The 18,415-nt window shown below is 72.7% G+C and carries 14 protein-coding genes; 9 read left to right on the top strand and 5 right to left on the bottom strand.

Annotated elements, in window-relative coordinates; translation table 11 throughout:
- Positions 1-40: 40 nt before the first annotated feature.
- Positions 41-1,120 (top strand): polyprenyl synthetase family protein, encoded by a 1,080-nt coding sequence (locus AA0005_RS09010; RefSeq protein ID WP_413449843.1) that lies wholly within the window; start codon positions 41-43, stop codon positions 1,118-1,120.
- A 33-nt stretch (positions 1,121-1,153) separates the two neighbouring features.
- Here AA0005_RS09010 and AA0005_RS09005 read toward each other — a convergent pair whose 3' ends face one another.
- Positions 1,154-1,528, bottom strand: coding sequence for an Rv2175c family DNA-binding protein (locus tag AA0005_RS09005; protein WP_413449842.1), 375 nt, complete (start codon positions 1,526-1,528; stop codon positions 1,154-1,156).
- 157 nt (positions 1,529-1,685) lie between these two features.
- Here AA0005_RS09005 and AA0005_RS09000 point away from each other — a divergent pair, with 157 nt between their 5' ends.
- From AA0005_RS09000 to AA0005_RS08965, 8 genes are all read left to right on the top strand, one after another.
- Complete coding sequence (locus AA0005_RS09000; protein ID WP_413449841.1) at positions 1,686-3,134, top strand: LysM peptidoglycan-binding domain-containing protein; 1,449 nt, start codon at positions 1,686-1,688, stop codon at positions 3,132-3,134.
- A 76-nt stretch (positions 3,135-3,210) separates the two neighbouring features.
- Positions 3,211-5,127: a Stk1 family PASTA domain-containing Ser/Thr kinase gene (pknB, locus tag AA0005_RS08995; protein ID WP_413449840.1), complete on the top strand. Its 1,917-nt coding sequence runs from the start codon at positions 3,211-3,213 to the stop codon at positions 5,125-5,127.
- A 154-nt stretch (positions 5,128-5,281) separates the two neighbouring features.
- A complete protein-coding gene (locus AA0005_RS08990) occupies positions 5,282-7,117 on the top strand; it encodes a ribonucleoside triphosphate reductase (RefSeq protein WP_413449839.1) in 1,836 nt (611 codons plus the stop codon).
- A complete protein-coding gene (locus tag AA0005_RS08985; RefSeq protein ID WP_413449838.1) occupies positions 7,114-7,866 on the top strand; it encodes an anaerobic ribonucleoside-triphosphate reductase activating protein in 753 nt (250 codons plus the stop codon). Before AA0005_RS08990 ends, AA0005_RS08985 begins: the two co-directional genes overlap by 4 nt.
- A 74-nt stretch (positions 7,867-7,940) precedes the next feature.
- Entirely contained in the window at positions 7,941-10,208 is a 2,268-nt protein-coding gene (locus AA0005_RS08980) for an HAD-IB family hydrolase (RefSeq protein WP_413449837.1), read from the top strand.
- Positions 10,205-11,026, top strand: a complete 822-nt coding sequence (locus AA0005_RS08975) for an SDR family NAD(P)-dependent oxidoreductase (protein ID WP_413449836.1) — start codon at positions 10,205-10,207, stop codon at positions 11,024-11,026. Before AA0005_RS08980 ends, AA0005_RS08975 begins: the two co-directional genes overlap by 4 nt.
- Entirely contained in the window at positions 11,023-11,787 is a 765-nt protein-coding gene (locus AA0005_RS08970; protein WP_413449835.1) for a lysophospholipid acyltransferase family protein, read from the top strand. Before AA0005_RS08975 ends, AA0005_RS08970 begins: the two co-directional genes overlap by 4 nt.
- The gene (locus tag AA0005_RS08965; protein WP_413449834.1) at positions 11,784-13,472 is read left to right on the top strand and encodes an FAD-binding oxidoreductase; all 1,689 of its coding nucleotides are present in this window, start codon (positions 11,784-11,786) and stop codon (positions 13,470-13,472) included. Before AA0005_RS08970 ends, AA0005_RS08965 begins: the two co-directional genes overlap by 4 nt.
- Before the next feature lie 588 nt (positions 13,473-14,060).
- Here AA0005_RS08965 and AA0005_RS08960 read toward each other — a convergent pair.
- The 4 genes from AA0005_RS08960 to AA0005_RS08945 form a co-directional block, all read right to left on the bottom strand.
- The gene (locus AA0005_RS08960; protein WP_413449833.1) at positions 14,061-14,663 is read right to left on the bottom strand and encodes a molybdopterin-dependent oxidoreductase; all 603 of its coding nucleotides are present in this window, start codon (positions 14,661-14,663) and stop codon (positions 14,061-14,063) included.
- A 23-nt stretch (positions 14,664-14,686) separates the two neighbouring features.
- Positions 14,687-16,039, bottom strand: coding sequence for a class II 3-deoxy-7-phosphoheptulonate synthase (locus AA0005_RS08955; protein ID WP_413449832.1), 1,353 nt, complete (start codon positions 16,037-16,039; stop codon positions 14,687-14,689).
- Positions 16,040-16,124: 85 nt separating this feature from the next.
- Positions 16,125-17,354, bottom strand: a complete 1,230-nt coding sequence (locus tag AA0005_RS08950) for a pyrophosphate--fructose-6-phosphate 1-phosphotransferase (protein ID WP_413449831.1) — start codon at positions 17,352-17,354, stop codon at positions 16,125-16,127.
- A gap of 106 nt (positions 17,355-17,460) precedes the next feature.
- On the bottom strand, positions 17,461-18,348 hold the full coding sequence (locus tag AA0005_RS08945; RefSeq protein WP_413449830.1) for a lysophospholipid acyltransferase family protein: 888 nt from the start codon (positions 18,346-18,348) through the stop codon (positions 17,461-17,463).
- Positions 18,349-18,415 lie beyond the last annotated feature (67 nt).

Genomic DNA, 18,415 nt, shown 5'->3' with positions numbered 1-18,415 from the left:
GACCTGGGGAGCACTCACGACCGGCCGTAGGCTGGCCCGCATGGCAGCACCTATCGCCGGCCTGGCCACTCTCGTGTCCGACCGCCTGGCCATCGCCCTGGACGAGCACACCCGCCCCTTCGCCTCCCTCGAGGGGCTGGACGAGCTGCTGGGCGCCGGCCGCGCGCTGCTGGGTGGTGGCAAGCGCCTGCGGGCGGCGTTCTGCACCGCGGGGTGGACGGCCTTCTCCGCGGAGCCGGTCGCCGCCGGCTCCGCGCCGGTCCTCGCGGGCAGTGCCCTCGAGCTCTTCCAGGGGGCGGCGCTCGCGCACGACGACCTCATGGACGGCTCCCTCACCCGCCGGGGGCTGCCCGCCGTGCACCGGCGGATGGCGGCCGAGCACACCGAGCGGGGCTGGCTCGGCGACGCCGACCGTCACGGGGCGGCCGGCGCGATCCTCCTCGGCGACCTCCTCCTGTCGGTCTCGTCCGTCGAGCTGGACCTCGCCCGGCAGCTGGTGGACGAAGCGGCCTCGACCCACGCCCGGGCCACGTGGGACCTCATGACGACGGAGGTGGCCGTCGGCCAGTACCTCGACGTCCGCTCCCAGGTGCTGCCGTGGAGCGAGCAGGACGACGTCGCCCGCGCCCTCACGGTCGTCAAGCACAAGTCGGCCCGCTACAGCGTCGAGCACCCGCTCGTCCTCGGCGCCGCGCTGGCCGGGGCGCCGGAGGACGCACTGGCGGACCTGCGGCGCGTCGGGCTCCCGCTCGGGGTGGCCTTCCAGCTGTGGGACGACGTCCTCGGCGTCTTCGGCGAGCCAGAGGTCACCGGCAAGCCCGCGGGGGACGACCTGCGGGAGGGCAAGCGCACCGTGCTGCTCGCGCTGGCGCTGCGGACCGCGGACGCCGCGCAGCGCGAGGCCCTCCAGCGGGACGTCGGCCGCCCCGACCTCTCCGAGGCGGACGTCGCCGGGCTGCGCTCGATCCTCGAGAGCACGGGCGCGGTCGAGGAGCACCAGCGGCTCATCGACAGCCACCTCGACGAGGGGCTGGCGGCGCTCGACACCCTCGGCCTGCCGGCCGAGAGCCACCGGCTCCTCAGCGAGCTGGCGCGCATGCTCACCGCCCGCGCCGCCTGAGGCTCACCACCCTCCGGCGAGGGCGGCCACGGCTCAGACCGCGAAGGTCTGCGCGACCCGCCGCACCTCGTGGATCCGGCGCGCCCGCAGCGCGGCGATGGGGGTGGTCCCGAGGGCGTCCTGCTCGGTGAGCAGCCACTGGACGGCCTCGTCGGTGGAGAAGCCGGTGTCGGTCAGCTGGACGAGAGTGCCCCGCAGCGAGGGCACCGGACCGGGCTGCGCGGCGCCGTCGTCAGCCGTGAGGATGAACTCGCGCGGGACGAGGAAGGGGCCGCCCTCCTCCGGGCGCGTGCCGGCCAGCGCCTGGTCGCGCAGCAGGTCGCGCACGTCGCGGAGGCGGATGTCGAGCAGCTCGGCCACCTCGGGCAGCGAGCACCAGCGAGGACCAGAGTCGTCGTTCACGGTCATCCCCGCAGCGTACTGACGTCTCCGAGCGCCGTCGTCGCCCGCCTTTACGTGCAGGCTCGATAACGCTAGTGTCACAGCGTTCACACCCGTCACACCAATAACACCAGCCACTGTGGTACCGGCGGAGACACGCCGAGACCCATCGCGGAGGACATCGATGAAGGCTCGCACCCGCACCCGGGCACCCCGCCCCGCCGGCCGCACCGGCGTGGGCCTCGTGCTCGCAGCCACCACCGTCGCGGCGATGACCGTGCCGGCCGGCGCCGCGACCGTGGCCACCGCGGCCCCGACGCAGGGCGCCAACGCGCTCTCGCTGGCCGCCCCGCTCCCGCAGCGCCCCCTGCCGACCGGCAGCTACCAGGTCCGGGCCGGTGACACGGTGAGCGCCATCGCCGCCCGGGCAGGGACCACCGTCTCCGCGATCGTCTCGGCCAACAACCTCGGACCGCGCGCCCTCATCCGGGAGGGCCAGGTGCTCAGCGTGCCCGCCGCGAGCAGCGCCCCCACCGCCGCGCCGGCCGCCCGCGCAGCGGCGACCCACACGGTCGCCGCCGGCGACACCGTCTCGGCGCTGGCCAAGCGTTACGGCACGACCGTCGAGCAGATCGTCTCGGCCAACCGGCTCGACTCGCGCGCCCTCATCATCATCGGCCAGCGACTCACCATCCCGGGCGGCTCCGCCGCAGCGGCGCCGAGCGCGGACGCGCCCTCGCCCACCTCGGGCGCCCGCACCCACGTCGTCCAGGCCGGCGAGACCGTCTCGGGCATCGCCACCCGCTACGGCACCACGGTCGCGCAGATCGCCTCGGCCAACGGCCTGAGCGACCCGGGCCTCATCCGCATCGGCCAGCGCCTCACCATCGGCGGCGGCGCCCGCGCGGCGGCGGCCCCGACGTCGGCGCCGGCCACCACCGTCCCGGTGAGCAACGCCTCGCGCACCCACGTCGTCGCGTCCGGGGAGACCGTCTCGGGCCTCGCCTCGCGCTACGGCACGAGCACCTCGGCCATCGTCTCGGCCAACAACCTCTCCCGCTCGGCCCTCATCTACGTGGGCCAGCGGCTGACGATCCCGGGTGGCGGCTCGAGCGCGGCGCCCAGCGCGGCACCCAGCACCGGCGGCCAGCTCGTCGGGGACACCTTCCTCGGGCGGACCTACGCGAGCGACGTCGTCGGCGCGGCCAACACGAACAAGGCCACCCTGCTGTCGATGAGCGTCCCCTCCCGTGACCAGATGCGTGGCATCGTCCGGGACACCGCGGTGCGCATGGGCGTGGACCCGGCCCTCGCGCTGGCCGTGGCCCAGCAGGAGTCGGGCTTCGACGCCCGCGCCGTCTCCCCCGCCAACGCCGTCGGCGTCATGCAGGTCATCCCGAGCTCGGGCCGGTGGGCCTCCGAGCTCGTGGGCCGCGACCTCAACCTGCTCGACCCCCAGGACAACGTCGTCGCGGGCGTGGCCATCCTGCGCCAGCTCGTCCAGACGGCCGACAGCTTCGACCAGGCGGTCGCCGGGTACTACCAGGGCCTGGCCGGGGTCCGGCGCAACGGCATGTACCCCGATACCCGCAACTACGTCGCGGGCATCAAGAACCTCATGCGCCAGTTCTGAGGAACCGGCACGCCGCGGCCCGCCTCACCGGCCCCCTTACCGGTCGGGGCGGGCCCGCGGCTCTAGACTCGGGCCCGTGCAGCGCACCGTGAGCGACCCCATGCTCGGCCGTCTCGTCGACGGCCGCTACGAGGTGCGCGCCCGCATCGCCCGCGGCGGCATGGCCACCGTCTACCGGGCCCTGGACCGGCGGCTGGACCGCACGGTCGCGCTCAAGGCGATGCACCCGCACCTGGCGGAAAGCGCGGACTTCGTCGCCCGCTTCCGCCGCGAGGCGCGCTCCGCCGCCCGGCTCAACCACCCGGGCATCGTCGCGATCTACGACCAGGGCCTCGCCGACGACACGAGCTACCTCACGATGGAGCTCGTCGAGGGCCACAACCTGCGTACCGAGCTGCGCCGCCAGGGCGCCCTGCCGCTGGGCCGCGCGCTCGAGATCCTCGACGGCGTCCTCGACGCCCTCGCCTGCGCGCACCGCGCCGGGGTCGTGCACCGGGACGTCAAGCCGGAGAACGTCCTGCTCGAGCCGGACGGCCAGCCGAAGGTCACCGACTTCGGCCTGGCGCGCGCCGTCACCGAGGCGACCGCCGCGTCGACCGGCACGGTGCTCGGCACCGTCGCCTACCTCGCCCCCGAGATCGTCACCTCCGGCTTCGCCGACGCCCGCGCGGACGTCTACGCCGCCGGCATCGTGCTCTACGAGCTGCTCACGGGCGCCCAGCCCTTCGTCGCCGACCAGCCCATCCGCGTGGCCTTCCAACACGTGAACGACGGCGTCCCCCTCCCCTCCACGCGTGTCGAGTGGCTGCCCGCCGAGGTCGACGAGCTCGTCGCCGCCCTCACCGCCCGCGACGCCGAGGACCGCCCGGGCGACGCCGACGCCGCCCTCGCGCTGCTCCGCCGCACCCGCGCCACCCTCGACGACGCCACGCTCGCCCGCCGCGCGGACGTCGCCCCCGCCGTCGAGGAGGAGGACGCGGAGGCGGCCACCGGTGCCACCGACGTCACCCCGCTGCCCGCGGGCACGGTCGCGCTGCCCATCGGCGCGATCCCCGCCGGCGCCGTGGACCCGGACCCCGAGGCGCCCACGCGCCGCCGCCGTCGCCGCCGCACCTTCGCGCTGACGATGGTGCTCCTCCTGCTCGCCCTCGCCGGCGGTGGCTCGTGGTGGTGGTTCACGCACGGCCCGGGCGCCTACGTCACGGTGCCCGAGGTCGTCGGGCTCACCGAGGACGAGGCCGTCTCCGTGCTCAGCGACGCCGGCATCGACCTCACCGTCGAACGCGCGCACCACGACACCGTGCCCGAGCACGAGGTCGTCTCGGCCGAGCCCGCCCCGGGCGACCGGGTGCGCACCGACGGCACCGTGGTCCTCAACGTCTCCCTCGGCATCCTCATGGTCGAGGTGCCGCCGCTCGCGGGACTCACCCAGGAGGAGGCCGTCGCGGCGCTCGAGGCCGCCCAGCTGACCGTCGGCCAGGTCGAGACTCCCTGGGACGACTCCGTCCCCGCGGGCCAGGTCATCTCGGCCGGCGTCGAGGCCGGGCAGGTCATCCCCTACGACCAGCCGGTCGACCTCGTCGTCTCGGCCGGCCGGGAGCCGGTCGACCTCGTGTCCGTCGTCGGCGCCGACTCCGACACCGCCGTGTCCGACCTCGAGCGCGCCGGCCTCGTGGCGGTCCTCGAGGAGGCCCACGACCCCGAGGTGCCAGCCGGGCGGGTCGTCAGCCAGAGTCCGGCACCCGGTGAGGACGTCCAGCTCTACCGCGGTGACGAGGTCACCGTCACCGTGTCCCTCGGCCCGCAGCCCGTCGCGCTGCCCGACCTCATCGGCCGGCAGGTCGGCCCCGCCACCGAGGAGCTCGAGGCCGCCGGCTTCGTCGTCGAGGTCCAGCGCGTGCTCGGCGGCATCTTCGGCACCGTGCGGAGCATGTCGCCCGAGGCGGGCGAGCTCGCGGTGCCGGGCACGACCGTCACCCTCACCGTCGTCTAGGCGGGACCAAGGTCCCCCACCCGCCGCCTTCGTCCGTTTTGACCACCACATGTAGTGGTCGACGGCGCGACACACCACCACACCTTGTGTTTCCGCCCTTAGCCGGGCCCCTAGCGTCGAGCGTGCCGCAGACCGCACGACCAGGGAGCAACCCGTGTCACAGGACCGTCCGACCCACGTCGACCCCGTCACCACCGTCGAGGAGTACCTCGACCGCAGCGACTGGCGGGTCAACGCCAACGCCAACCAGGGCTACTCGCTCGGCGGGCTCATGCTCAACACCTCGGGGAAGGTCGTGGCCAACTACTGGCTCGACCGCGTCTACGCCCCCGAGGCGGGCCGCGCCCACCGCGAGGGCGACCTCCACATCCACGACCTCGACATGCTCGCCGGCTACTGCGCCGGCTGGTCCCTGCGGCGGCTGCTCGAGGAGGGCTTCAACGGCGTCCCGGGCGCGATCTCCGCCGCGCCGGCCCGCCACTTCTCCTCCGCCGTCGGGCAGATCGTCAACTTCCTCGGCACCCTGCAGAACGAGTGGGCCGGCGCCCAGGCCTTCAGCTCCTTCGACACCTACATGGCCCCCTTCGTGCGCCTCGACGCGATGACCTACGACCAGGTCAAGCAGTGCATGCAGGAGCTCGTCTACAACCTCAACGTCCCCTCCCGCTGGGGCACCCAGACCCCGTTCACCAACCTCACCTTCGACTGGACCTGCCCGGCGGACCTGCGCGAGCAGGTGCCGCTCATCGGCGGGGAGCCCTGCGACTTCACCTACGGCGACCTCCAGCACGAGATGGACCTCGTCAACCGCGCGTACATGGAGGTGATGACCGAGGGCGACGCGAACGGGCAGGTCTTCACCTTCCCGATCCCCACCTACAACATCACCAAGGACTTCGACTGGGACGCGGAGAACACCGAGCGGCTCTTCGCGATGACCGCGAAGTACGGCCTGCCCTACTTCCAGAACTTCATCAGCTCCGACCTCGACCCGGGCATGATCCGCTCGATGTGCTGCCGCCTGCAGCTCGACCTGCGTGAGCTCCTCAAGCGCGGCAACGGCCTGTTCGGCTCCGCGGAGCAGACCGGCTCGCTCGGCGTCGTCACCGTCAACATGGCCCGCCTCGGCTACCTGTACGCCCACGACGAGGAGGGCCTGGTGGCCCGGCTCGACGAGCTCATGGACATCGCCCGCGACACCCTCGAGCTCAAGCGCGTCGTCATCCAGGAGCACATCGACGGCGGCCTGTTCCCCTGGACCCGGCGCTACCTCGGGACCCTGGACAACCACTTCTCCACCATCGGTGTCAACGGCATGAACGAGATGGTCCGCAACTTCACCCTCGGCGAGTACGACCTCACCGACCCGCGCGGCCACGCGATGTGCGCCCGGGTCCTCGACCACGTCCGCGACCGGATGGTCGAGTACCAGGAGGCCACCGGGCACCTGTACAACCTCGAGGCCACCCCGGCGGAGGGCACGACCTACCGCTTCGCCAAGGAGGACCGCCGGCGCTTCCCCGGCATCCTCCAGGCCGGCACCGACACCAACCCGTACTACACGAACTCCTCCCAGCTGCCGGTCGGCTTCACCGACGACCCCTTCGAGGCCCTCGAGCGGCAGGAGGAGCTCCAGTCCAAGTACACCGGCGGCACCGTGCTCCACCTGTACATGAGCGAGCGGATCTCCTCCGCGCAGGTCTGCAAGCAGCTCGTGCGGCGGGCGCTGGAGAACTTCCGCCTGCCCTACATCACCATCACCCCCACCTTCTCGGTGTGCCCGAACCACGGCTACCTCTCCGGTGAGCACCACACCTGCCCGCGCTGCGCCGTCGAGCGCGAGGAGCCGGTCGCCTGCGAGGTGTGGACGCGGGTCATGGGCTACTTCCGCCCGGTGAGCTCCTTCAACATCGGCAAGAAGGGCGAGTACGCCGAGCGGGAGATGTTCACCGAGCAGGTCGCGGTCTCCTCCCCCGTCGCCGCGCCGTGAGCACCGTCGCGGCGAGCCGGCCGGCCGTGCGGGCCGACGACCTCCAGGTCGCCGGGATGACGCCGCTGTCGACCGTCGACTGGCCCGGGCGGCTCGCCGCGACCGTGTTCTGCCAGGGCTGCCCCTGGGACTGCTCCTACTGCCACAACCCCGCGCTCATTCCCCCGCGCACCCCCGGGGCGCTGCCCTGGCGGGACGTGCTCGCCTTCCTCCGCCGACGACGGCGCCTCCTCGACGCCGTCGTCCTCTCCGGTGGGGAGGCCACCCGGCAGGCGGCCCTCCTGCCCGCCGTGCGGGAGGTGCGGGCGCTGGGCCTGGCCGTGGGGCTGCACACCGCCGGGCCCTACCCCCGCCGTCTCGCGGCGGTGCTCGACGACGTCGACTGGGTCGGCCTGGACGTCAAAGCGCTCCCCGAGGACTACGACGACGTCGTGCGGCGCCCGCGGGCGGGCCACCTCGCGTGGGAGTGCCTCGAGCTGCTCGTCGCCTCCGGCGTCGACCACGAGGTGCGGACGACGGTGGCGCCCGGCTCGCCGGCCGCGCGGGACGCCGTCGAGATCGCGCGGCGGGTGCGTGACGCGGGTGCGCGGTCCTTCGCCCTGCAGGTCGTACGCACCGAGGGGACCCGCGAGGAGTTCGCGGCCGCGCACGCCGCCGCGGACCTGCGCGCCTGGCAGGAGGAGGTCGCGCGGCTCGACGCGCGGATCAGGGCGCTGGGCCTGCCGCGGTACGAGCTGCGGGACGCCTGACGGGGGTGGCGCTCGTGCGGCGCGCGGCCGGACGTAGTTCTGGAGACGGGCCTCCCGGCTATAGAGTTCGGCAAATGCACTCACCGTTGGAGCACGCGCACGTCCTCGTCACGGGCGCCACCGGCTTCGTCGGCCAGGCCGTCGTCGAGAAGCTGCTCTCCGCCTACCCGACGACGCGCATCAGCATCCTCGTCCGTCCCCGCGGGGACCTGTCCGCCCAGCGGCGGGCCGAGAAGCTGCTGCGCAAGCCGGTCTTCCGCAGCTGGCGCGACTCGGTCGGGGAGGAGAACGCCCTCGCCGCCTTCACCGAGCGGGTCACCGTCATCCCGGGTGACCTCGAGGACGTCCCCGAGCTGCCGGGCGACCTCGACGTCGTCGTCCACTCCGCCTCGAGCGTCTCCTTCGACCTGCCGGTCGACGAGGCCTTCGCCGCCAACGTCGCCGGGCCGGTCAACCTCTACGAGCAGCTCCTCGCCACGGGCACCGACCCGCACGTCGTCCACGTCTCGACGAGCTACGTCGCCGGGCTGCGCAAGGGTGTGGCCGAGGAGCGCAGCCTCGACCACGAGGTCGACTACCGCACCGAGCTGCGCTCCGCCCTCGCCGCCCGCGAGGCGGCCGAGGAGGCCTCGCGCCGTCCCGAGGTCCTCGACCCCCTGCTCCGGCAGGCCGAGGTCGACCACCGCCGCGCCGGGCCGCGCGCCGTCTCCCAGGCCGCCGAGGCCGCCCGCGCCGCCTGGGTGCGCGCCGAGCTCGTCACCCACGCCCGCACCCGCGCTGAGTCCCTGGGCTGGCCGGACGTCTACACCTTCACCAAGGCGATGGGCGAGCGCGTCGCCGAGGACCTGTGGCAGGGCGGGGGCCACCGCCTGTCGGTCGTGCGTCCCACGATCATCGAGTCCTCCTTCCGCCACCCCTACCCCGGCTGGATCGACGGCTTCAAGGTCGCCGACCCGCTCATCGCCGCCTACGGCCGCGGCATGCTCCCCGAGTTCCCGGCCCTCGCCGACACCGTCCTCGACGTCATCCCCGTCGACTTCGTCGTCAACGCGATCCTCGCCGCGGCCGCCGCGCCGCCGGAGCCGGGCGAGGGGAGCTACTACCAGGTCTCCTCGGGGATCACGAACCCGCTGCGCTTCGGCAAGCTCTACGAGTACGTGCGCGAGTACTTCTCCGCGAACCCGCTCAAGGACTCCAGCGGCTCCCACGTCTCGGTGCCCTCGTGGTCCTTCCCCCACCGCGGCGCCGTCGAGCGCGCGGTGCGCCGCCGGGAGAGGGCGGTGGAGATCGCGGACCGCGCCGTCGGGCGCCTGCCCGCCCGGGACCTGACCCGCGGGTGGATGTCGACGCTCTACAAGGCGCGCCGCGACATCAACACGCTGCGCAAGTTCACCGCGCTGTACCAGCCGTACACGCAGATCGAGGTCATCTTCGACGACGCCCGCACCCGGGCGCTGCACGCCTCCCTCCCGCCCGAGCGGCAGGAGGAGCACGGCTTCGACGTCACCGAGATCGACTGGCGCCACTACCTCCAGGACGTCCACATCCCCGGCGTCCCGGGCCTCATGCGCGGGGACCGCCCCAAGGCCGGCACCCCTCGCGAGAGCGAGCTGCCCCAGCGCAGCGACGTCGTCGCCGTCTTCGACCTCCAGCGCACCGTCATCGCCGCGACCCTCGTCGAGCAGTACCTGTGGGTCGAGCTCGCCACCCGTCCCCCGGCCGGCTGGCCCAAGGCCCTGGCCAACCTCGTGGCCCTCGGGCCGCGCTACCTCCAGGCGGAGATGCGCGACCGCGGCGACTTCATCCGCACGTTCATGCGCCGCTACGCCGGCACCCACGAGGCCGAGCTGCGCGCCGCGATCGCCGAGCGGGTCCAGGACTCCCTGCGCCGCGACGTCCTCACCGAGGCCGTCGCGCAGATCCGCGCGCACCGCGCCGCCGGCCACCGCACCGTCCTCGTCACCGGGGAGATCGACGTCTTCGTCGAGCCGCTCGCCCCGCTCTTCGACGTCGTCGTCGCCGGCCAGATGGAGAAGGACGACGACGGCCGCTGGACCGGCCACCTCCTCACCTCCCCGCTCGTCGGTGAGTCGCGGGCGACCTGGCTCACCCGCTACGCCCGCGAGGAGGGCCTGGACCTGTCCGCGTCCTACGCCTACGGCGACAGCTACGCCGACCGGCCGTGGCTCGAGGTCGTCGGCAACCCCCGTGTGGTCAACCCCGACGCGCAGCTCTACCGTTACGCACGGGCCCAGCGCTGGCCCGTCCTCTCGTGGACGACGACGGTCGAGGGCCGGGTCGCCCCCGTCCTGCGCAGCCTCAAGGAGGGCGTCCAGCGATGACGACCAGTTCCCGGCGCCCCCTGTCGGCGCCCGCGGAGTCCTCCGTCCTGCGGGGGCGCGCCCTCGTCACCGGCGGCACGTCCGGGCTGGGCCTCGAGTTCGCCCGGGCCCTCGCGGCCCGCGGCCTGGCGCTCGTCCTCGTCGCCCGCAACCGGGAGCGGCTGGACAAGACCGCCGACCAGCTGCGCTGGCGCTACGGTGTCGAGGTGGAGACGCTCGTGGCCGACCTCGCGTCCCGCGACGACGTCGACGCCGTCGCGGCCCGGCTCCTCGACGCCGACTCGCCCGTCGACGTCCTCGTCAACAACGCCGGGCACGGGGTCCACGTGCCGCTCCTGGCCGAGGACCTCGGCGAGGTCGACCGGTCGCTGGACGTCATGGTTCGCGCCGTCCTCGTCCTGGGCAACGCCGCGGGGCGGGCCATGGTCGGCCGCGGGCACGGCGTCATCGTCAACGTCGCCTCGGTGGCCGGGCTCGTGCCCATGGGCGCCTACTCGGCGATCAAGTCGTGGGTCGCGACGTACTCCGAGTCGCTGTCCCTCGAGCTCGCCGGCACCGGGGTCCAGGCCACCGCGCTGGTGCCCGGCTGGGTGCGCACCGAGTTCCACGAGCGGGCGAAGATCCGCACGAGCGCGATCCCCTCCTTCCTGTGGCTGGAGGCCGACCGCGTCGTGGCCGACGCGCTGGCGGACGTCGAGCGCGGGCGGGTGCGCTCGGTGCCCTCGCGGCGCTTCCGGGTCATCGCCTTCCTCGCCGCCCACGCACCGCGGCCGCTCGTGCGGCGCGCCACCGCACTGATCCAGGGGGGACGGTCGTGACCAAGGAGCCGGCGGACAGCCGCAGCGACGAGAAGGCCCCCAGCCTGGGCAGGTACCACTCCCGCTGGCACCGGGCCATGCGCTTCGTCGCGCAGCGCCTCGTCCTGCGGCCCGTCGTCTCCGCCGTCACGACGACGACGGTCGAGGGCACCGACAACGTCGACTCGCTCCGCGGCCCCTTCGTCCTCGTCGCCAACCACTGCAGCCACCTGGACACCGGCGTCCTCGTCTCGCAGCTGCCCTACCGACTCACCAAGCGGCTGACCGTCGGCGCCGCCGCCGACTACTTCTACTCCCGCTGGTGGGTCAAGGCGCTCACCTCGCTCTTCTTCAACACCTACCCGATCGAGCGCACCGGGGGGCGCGGGAAGAGCAAGGGCATGTCGCAGCGGCTCATCACGAGCGGCCTGCCGATCCTGCTCTTCCCCGAGGGCACCCGCTCCCGCGACGGCGTCATGCGCCCCTTCAAGCCGGGCGCGGCGGTGCTCTGCGCGACCTCGGGCGTCCCGTGCGTCCCAGTCGCGCTCCTCGGCACCCACGAGGCGATGCCGGTGGGCCGCTTCTGGCCCGTCCCCGGCCGCCCGCGCGTGCGGGTGCTCGTCGGCCGACCGATGCGGCCCCGTCCCGGGGAGCCGGCGCGCGAGTTCAGCGACCGCATCGCCCAGCACATCAGCACCATGATGACCATGCAGACGCCGTACGTCGTCGGCGACTCGAGGAGGGGCGGGCCGGAGGGCCGGTCCCAGGAGGAGGCTTCGTGACGGGAGTGACGCACCAGAAGTGGTGGGGCTGGGGAGTGGAGGGCATCGCCTTCAACTACCGGGACAAGCCCAAGATGGCGGCCTTCGTCATGGACAGGATCGGGATCGACCTGTCGGCGCCGGGAACACCACCGCCGAGCTTCGAGGACATCGACGTCCCCGCGAGCCGGCTGCCCGAGGACCTCGCCGGCGAGCTGCGCTCCGCGCTCGGTGAGGAGCACGTCGTCACCGCCGACCTCGACCGCGTCGTCCACACCTACGGCAAGGGCCTGGTCGACCTCGTCCGGATCCGCGCCGGCCACCTGCCGCGCGTTCCCGACGTCGTCGTCTACCCGGGCACGGAGGAGGAGGTGCGCGCCGTCGTCGACGCCGTCGTCGAGGCTGACGCCGTCCTCATCCCCTTCGGCGGTGGCTCGAACATCTCCGGCTCGCTCACCCCGCCCGCCGAGGAGACGCGCCCCGTCGTGTCCCTCGACCTCGGACGGCTCAACCGCGTCCTCGACATCGACGAGGACGCCGGACTTGCCCGCGTCCAGGCCGGTGTGCTCGGCCCGGACCTCGAGGAGCAGCTGACCGCCCGCGGGTGGACCATGGGCCACCAGCCCGACAGCTTCAAGCACTCGACGCTCGGCGGGTGGATCGCCACCCGCTCCTCGGGCATGCAGTCCGACAAGTACGGCGACATCGCCGACATCACGCGCGGCATGCGCGTCGTGCTGCCGGGCAAGGTCGTCGCGCTGCGCCCGCTGCCCAGCACCTCCTCCGGGCCCAGCGTCCGGGAGATGATCCTCGGCTCCGAGGGGCGTCTCGGCGTCATCACCGAGGCCTGGGTCCACGTCCACCGCCTGCCCGAGAACCGCGAGATCATCGCCTACCTCTTCCCCAACTGGGGCAGCGCCGTCCAGGCGATGCACGCGATCTCCGTGTCCGACGCCCACCCCTCGGTCACCCGCGTGTCCGACGGCAACGAGACGGCCTTCTCGCTGTCGACGCAGAAGGCGTCGAAGGGCGCGAAGAAGGCCGTCCAGGACGGGCTCTTCGGCTTCCTCGAGAAGCGCGGCTGGGACCTCGACAAGGCCTGCCTCAGCTACGTCGGCTACGAGGGCGGCAGCGCCCGCGTCAAGGCCGACAAGGCGACGGTCGGCAAGATCGTGCGTGAGCACGGCGGCGTCAAGCTCGGCAAGGGCCCGGGCGCGCTGTACGACCAGAAGAAGTTCGACACCCCCTACATCCGTGACTTCCTCCTCGACATCGGCGCCCTCGCCGACGTCTCGGAGACGGCCATGCCGTGGTCGCGGCTCATGGAGGTCTACCACCTGACGATGCGCGCCGCGCGGGACGCCTTCGACTCCCTGGGCGTGCGCGGCTACATCATGTGCCACCTGTCGCACAGCTACCACTCCGGCGCCTGCCTGTACTTCACCTTCGCCTTCGTGCCGACCTCCTCGGACATGGAGGAGCAGCTGCGCCAGTACTGGGTGGTCAAGAAGGCGATCCAGCAGTCCTTCGTCGACCACGGCGGCACGATCTCCCACCACCACGGCGTGGGCACCGACCACGCGCACTGGCTGGAGCAGGACATCTCCCCCGCCGGCGTCGACGTCCAGGTCGCGCTCCTCGAGGGCATCGACCCGGGCCGCAACCTCAACCCCGGCACCCTCATCCCCGCCACCCGCGAGTGGTGACCGACTGACCCCAGCTTTTCCCTCGCCGAGAGCACACTTAGCGCCGGCAGCACACTTACCGCCGACAGTGCACTTGCCGCCGAGAGCCGGATTCCTCCGTGGAGGAGTCCGGCTCTCGGCGTGTGGGGGCGGGGGCTGGTCGACGCTCCCGGTCATGCTGACGGGGGGCGGGGGTGGTCGACAGCTGGTTCTTCGTTCTTCTTCGGCGTTGTCCTGGCTCTCGCGGCGCTCCTCCCGGCCATCGGCAGGGTGCGGAGGAACTTCCTCGTGTTCGCCTGGAGCCACTCATGCGCAGCGAGCGTGCATGGCGTGAGGGCCATGCGCCTCGGCCAGGTCTTCGTGCCCGCCGCCTCCGTCCTGCTCGCCTCCGGCACATGCATGATCAACAGCTGGCCCAGCTGGCTCAGCCACATCGGTCTGGACCTCCTCCGCGAGTGGCATTCGGCGACACCGAGCCGCGAGCGAGCGACTCGGTGTCGCGTTCGGTGAGTGCGCTCCAGGCGGTAAGTGCACTCTCGGCGATAAGTGCGCTGTCGGCGGTAACTGCACTGTCGGCGGTAAGTGCACTCTCGGCGCGAGGGGTGGGGGTCACTCCTGGTAGGAGTAGCGCTCCTCGCGCCAGGCGTCGCCGCGCAGGTGGTAGCCGCGCTGCTCCCAGAAGCCGCGCTCGGGAGCCGCGGTGTAGTGCCACCCGCGCACCCACTTGGGGCCCTTCCACGAGTACAGGTGCGGGATGACCAGCCGCAGCGGGGCGCCGCGCTCCTGGGTGAGGGGCTCGCCGTCGTGGTGGGTGGCCAGCACCGCCCGCGCAGACATGAGGTCGTCGACGCGGATCGTCGCGCTGTAGCCGAACTCGGCGAAGACGAGGACGTCCTCGACCCCGTCGGCCGGCGGCACCGCCTCGACGACGGCGCGCGCGGCCACCCCCGACCACCGCTCGTCCAGGGTGCTCCACCGCGAGGAGCAGTGGAGGTCACCGAGCACGTCGACGGCGGGCAGCGCGAGGATCTCCTCGAGGGAGAAGCGCCGCTCCTCGTTGTCGCGGGTGAGCCCGCCCACCGCGAAGTCCCAGCGCTCGGGGCGGGGCCTGGGCACCGGCCCGTAGTGCATGACCGGTGCCTCGGCCACGAGGTGCTGGCCCGGTGGGAGGCTCCGCTCGGGCGGCACCTCGATCGCCCCTGCCGTGCTCATGCGCTCCCCCCGGTCCCGTCCGCTCAGCTCCCGCGGAGCATCTCCGCGACGGCGAAGGCCATCTCCAGGGACTGCTGGTGGTTGAGGCGCGGGTCGACGAGGGTCTCGTAGCGGCGGCTGAGCGCCCCCTCGTCGATCTCCTCGCCGCCACCGAGCACCTCGGTGACGTCGTCGCCGGTGAGCTCCACGTGCAGGCCGCCGGGGACGGTGCCCGCCGCCTGGTGCGCCTCGAAGAAGCCGCGCACCTCGTCGAGGACCGTGTCGAAGCGGCGCGTCTTGTACCCGCTGGGCGAGGCGAAGGTGTTGCCGTGCATGGGGTCGCACACCCAGGTGACGGGGCTGCCCTCGGCCGACACCGCGGACAGCAGGCCGGGCAGCACGTCGCGGATGCGCTCGGCGCCCATGCGGGTGATGAAGGTGAGGCGCCCGGGCGTGCCCTCGGGGTTGAGCTTCTCCTGCAGCGCGAGGGCCGTCTCGGGAGTGGTCGTCGGACCGAGCTTGACGCCGATCGGGTTGTGCACCCGGGAGAGCAGGTCGACGTGCGCGCCGTCGAGCTCGCGGGTGCGCTCCCCGATCCACAGGAAGTGCGCGGACGTGTTGTACGGCTGCCCGGTGCGCGAGTCGATGCGGGTCATCGCCCGCTCGTAGTCGAGGAGCAGCGCCTCGTGGCTGGAGTAGAAGTCCACGGTGCGCAGGGCATCGAAGTCGGCGCCCGCGGCGGCCATGAAGCGCACCGCGCGGTCGATCTCGGCGGCCAGCTGCTCGTAGCGCTTGTAGGCCGGGTTGGAGGTGAAGCCGCGGTTCCACTCGTGGACGCGCCGCAGGTCGGCGAAGCCGCCGCCGGTGAAGGCGCGGATGAGGTTGAGGGTCGTCGCGGAGCGGTGGTACGCGGACAGCAGGCGGTTCGGGTCGGGTACCCGGGACTCCGCCGTGAAGGCGTGCCCGTTGACGGCGTCGCCCCGGTAGGCGGGCAGCTCGACGCCGTCGCGCGTCTCCATCGTGTTGCTGCGCGGCTTGGCGTACTGGCCGGCCATCCGCCCCATCTTGATGATGGGCAGGCTCGCGCCGTAGGTGAGGACGACGGCCATCTGGAGGATGGTGCGGATCTTGTTGCGGATGTTGTCCGCCGTCGACTCCGCGAAGGTCTCGGCGCAGTCCCCGCCCTGCAGCAGGAAGGCCTCGCCGCGGGAGGCCTTGGCCAGCTGCTCACGCAGCTGGTCCGCCTCGCCGGCGAAGACGAGCGGCGGGGAGGCGGCGAGCTCGTCGGTGACGGCCCGCAGCTCCTCGGTGCTGCGCCACTGGGGCTGCTGGGATGCCGGAAGGTCGCGCCAGGTGTCCAGCCCGCGGAGGACCGCGGGATCTGCCTCGATACTCACGTGCGCCAGGATACGGGAGGTCCGGAACGTGGAACGCCGCCGGTCCGCACCGTGGGAAACGGTGGGACCGGCGGCGTCCGCCACGTCAGTGGGAGGCGTTCTCCGCCGGGGAGACGTCCTGCCCGATGCTCGCCATGAGCTCGGTGAACCACGGCTGGGTGATGTCGAAGGCCTTGCCGCCGGCGATGCGCGGGAAGGCGATCGTCGTCAGCTCGTCACCGTTCTCCTCGTCGTGGCCGACGACGCCGGAGACGTCCTTGAAGGCGCTGTCGACGGCGAGGTCGACCATCTCCTTGATGAGCGCGATGTCCGTCGCGTTGGCGGCGGCGGAGCGGGAGAAGTAGCCCGACTTCTGGACCATGACCTTCTCGGCGCCGATGAGCTCGGCGAACTGCTTGGCGAACCACTGGCCCGGGTTGATGGTGTCGAGCTTGACGTGGCCGAAGGGGTCGCGCTGGACCTCCTCGCCCTTGGCCTCGAGCTCGGCGATGATCTCCGGCACGCCGGCACCCTCGGAGAGGAAGATGTTGACGTTGCCGAGCTCGTCCATGACGCCGCGCAGGCGCTGCGCCTCGCCCTCGAGGTCGAGCTTCATCTCGGGCAGGAAGACGGCGTGGACGTCCCAGCGCTCCTTGCTCAGCCCGGCGCTCGGGTTCCACTCGGGACGCTCGGCGACCCACTGGTGGTAGTCGCGGGCGGCGGCGGCGGTGAGCCAGCCGCAGTGGCGGCCCATGACCTCGTGGACGATGAGCATCCGCGGGTTGGAGCGGTGCTCGCCGATGATGTTCTGCGCGAAGCGGCTGGCCTGCTCGGCGGCGGTGTGGGCGCCGAGGGACTGGCGGATCGGGATGATGTCGTTGTCGATCGTCTTCGGCAGGCCGACGACGGCCATGTGGTAGCCGTTGTCCTCGAGGTAGGCGGCGAGGTCGGCGGCGGTCGTGTTCGTGTCGTCGCCACCGATGGTGTGGAGGACGTCGACGCCGTCGGCGCGCAGCTGCTCGGCCGCGACCTTGAGCGGGTCGTCGCCCTCCTTGACGAGACCGCGCTCGACGAGGTTCTTCGCGTTGGTCAGCTTGACGCGACTGTTGCCGATCGGGCTGCCGCCGAAGTCGTGCAGCACGCTGGCCTTGGCGCGGGCCTCGTCGTCGATGACGACCTTGTTGCCCGTCAGCAGGCCGTGGTAGCCGTACTGGTAGGCGATGATCTCCACGTCCGGCGCCACCTCGGTGTAGCGCTCGATCAGACCTCCGACCGCGGAGGACAGGCAGGGGGCGAAGCCACCTGCGGTGAGCAGGGCGACACGGCGGACGGACATCGGCAACCTTTCGTCGAACGGCGGCCGCCGGGCAGCGGCCGGCGAGCAGGGAGTGCTCGCGCGCGAACCCAGTGTAGGTCCGTCGGCCGCCCGCGCCTGGGTCCTCCTACCTGATGGACGAGGACGACGACGGCGGCTCGCCCGTCCCGTCCGTGCCGTCCCCGGCCGCGTGCTCCTCCTCCTGGGCGGCGGCCTCGAGGAGCTCCTTGCCCTCGGCGAGCTCCTGCTCGGTGGGCTCGGGGACCCCGGTGCCGGGGAGGCGGCGCCCGCCGGGGGCGACGGGCCCGGCCGGCTGCGGGGTGGCGGCGGGTGTCTTGCCGGACGCGGCCCGTGCCTTGACGGAGGCGGCGTAGGCGTCGACGTACTCCTGGCCGGACAGCCGCATGATCTCGTACATGATCTCGTCGGTCACCGAGCGCAGGACGAAGCGGTCCTCCTCCAGGCCGGCGTAGCGGCTGAAGTCGAGCGGCTTGCCGATGACGATGCCGATCGGCCGCAGCCGCGGGATGCGGGTGCCGATGGGCTGGGCGATGTTCGTGCCGATCATCGCGACGGGGATGACGGGCGCGCCGGACTGGAGCGCGAGGCGCGCCACACCGGTCTTGCCGCGGTAGAGCCGGCCGTCGGGGCTGCGGGTGCCCTCGGGGTAGATCCCGAACAGCTCGCCCGCCTCGAGACGGCGCAGGCCGGTGCGCAGCGCGGCCTCGCTGGCGCGCCCGCCGCTGCGGTCGACCGGGATGGTCCCGACGCCGCGCATGAAGCCGGCGACGAGCTTGCCCTTGACCCCGCGCCCGGTGAAGTAGTCCTGCTTGCCGAGGAAGACCACCGAGCGGCGCAGCATGAGCGGCAGGAAGAAGGAGTCGATGACGGCGAGGTGGTTGCTCGCGAGGATCGCCGCACCGTCCTCGGGCACGTTCTCCGCCCCGCGGATCCACGGCTGGTAGAAGACGCGCAGCGTCGTGCCGAGCGTCGCCTTCATCAAGCCGTAGAACACTCACTACCCCTTTGCTGCCGGCGGCGCCGGATCGGGCCGCGCGTTCCTGAGCACTCTAGAGTGCTCA

Source organism: Georgenia phoenicis (assembly GCF_047302425.1).
Classification (GTDB): Bacteria; Actinomycetota; Actinomycetes; order Actinomycetales; family Actinomycetaceae; genus Oceanitalea.
The sequence above is the reverse complement of the archived record's forward strand: the minus strand, read 5'-3'. Positions and strand labels throughout refer to the sequence as shown.

What these genes read in the sequence shown, in the direction of transcription:
- AA0005_RS09010 (WP_413449843.1), top strand. Translation starts at nt 41, where the DNA reads ATGGCAGCACCTATCGCCGGCCTGGCCACTCTCGTGTCCGACCGCCTG.
- AA0005_RS09005 (WP_413449842.1), bottom strand. Translation starts at nt 1,528, where the DNA reads ATGACCGTGAACGACGACTCTGGTCCTCGCTGGTGCTCGCTGCCCGAG.
- AA0005_RS09000 (WP_413449841.1), top strand. Translation starts at nt 1,686, where the DNA reads ATGAAGGCTCGCACCCGCACCCGGGCACCCCGCCCCGCCGGCCGCACC.
- AA0005_RS08980 (WP_413449837.1), top strand. Translation starts at nt 7,941, where the DNA reads ATGCACTCACCGTTGGAGCACGCGCACGTCCTCGTCACGGGCGCCACC.
- AA0005_RS08975 (WP_413449836.1), top strand. Translation starts at nt 10,205, where the DNA reads ATGACGACCAGTTCCCGGCGCCCCCTGTCGGCGCCCGCGGAGTCCTCC.
- AA0005_RS08960 (WP_413449833.1), bottom strand. Translation starts at nt 14,663, where the DNA reads ATGAGCACGGCAGGGGCGATCGAGGTGCCGCCCGAGCGGAGCCTCCCA.
- AA0005_RS08950 (WP_413449831.1), bottom strand. Translation starts at nt 17,354, where the DNA reads ATGTCCGTCCGCCGTGTCGCCCTGCTCACCGCAGGTGGCTTCGCCCCC.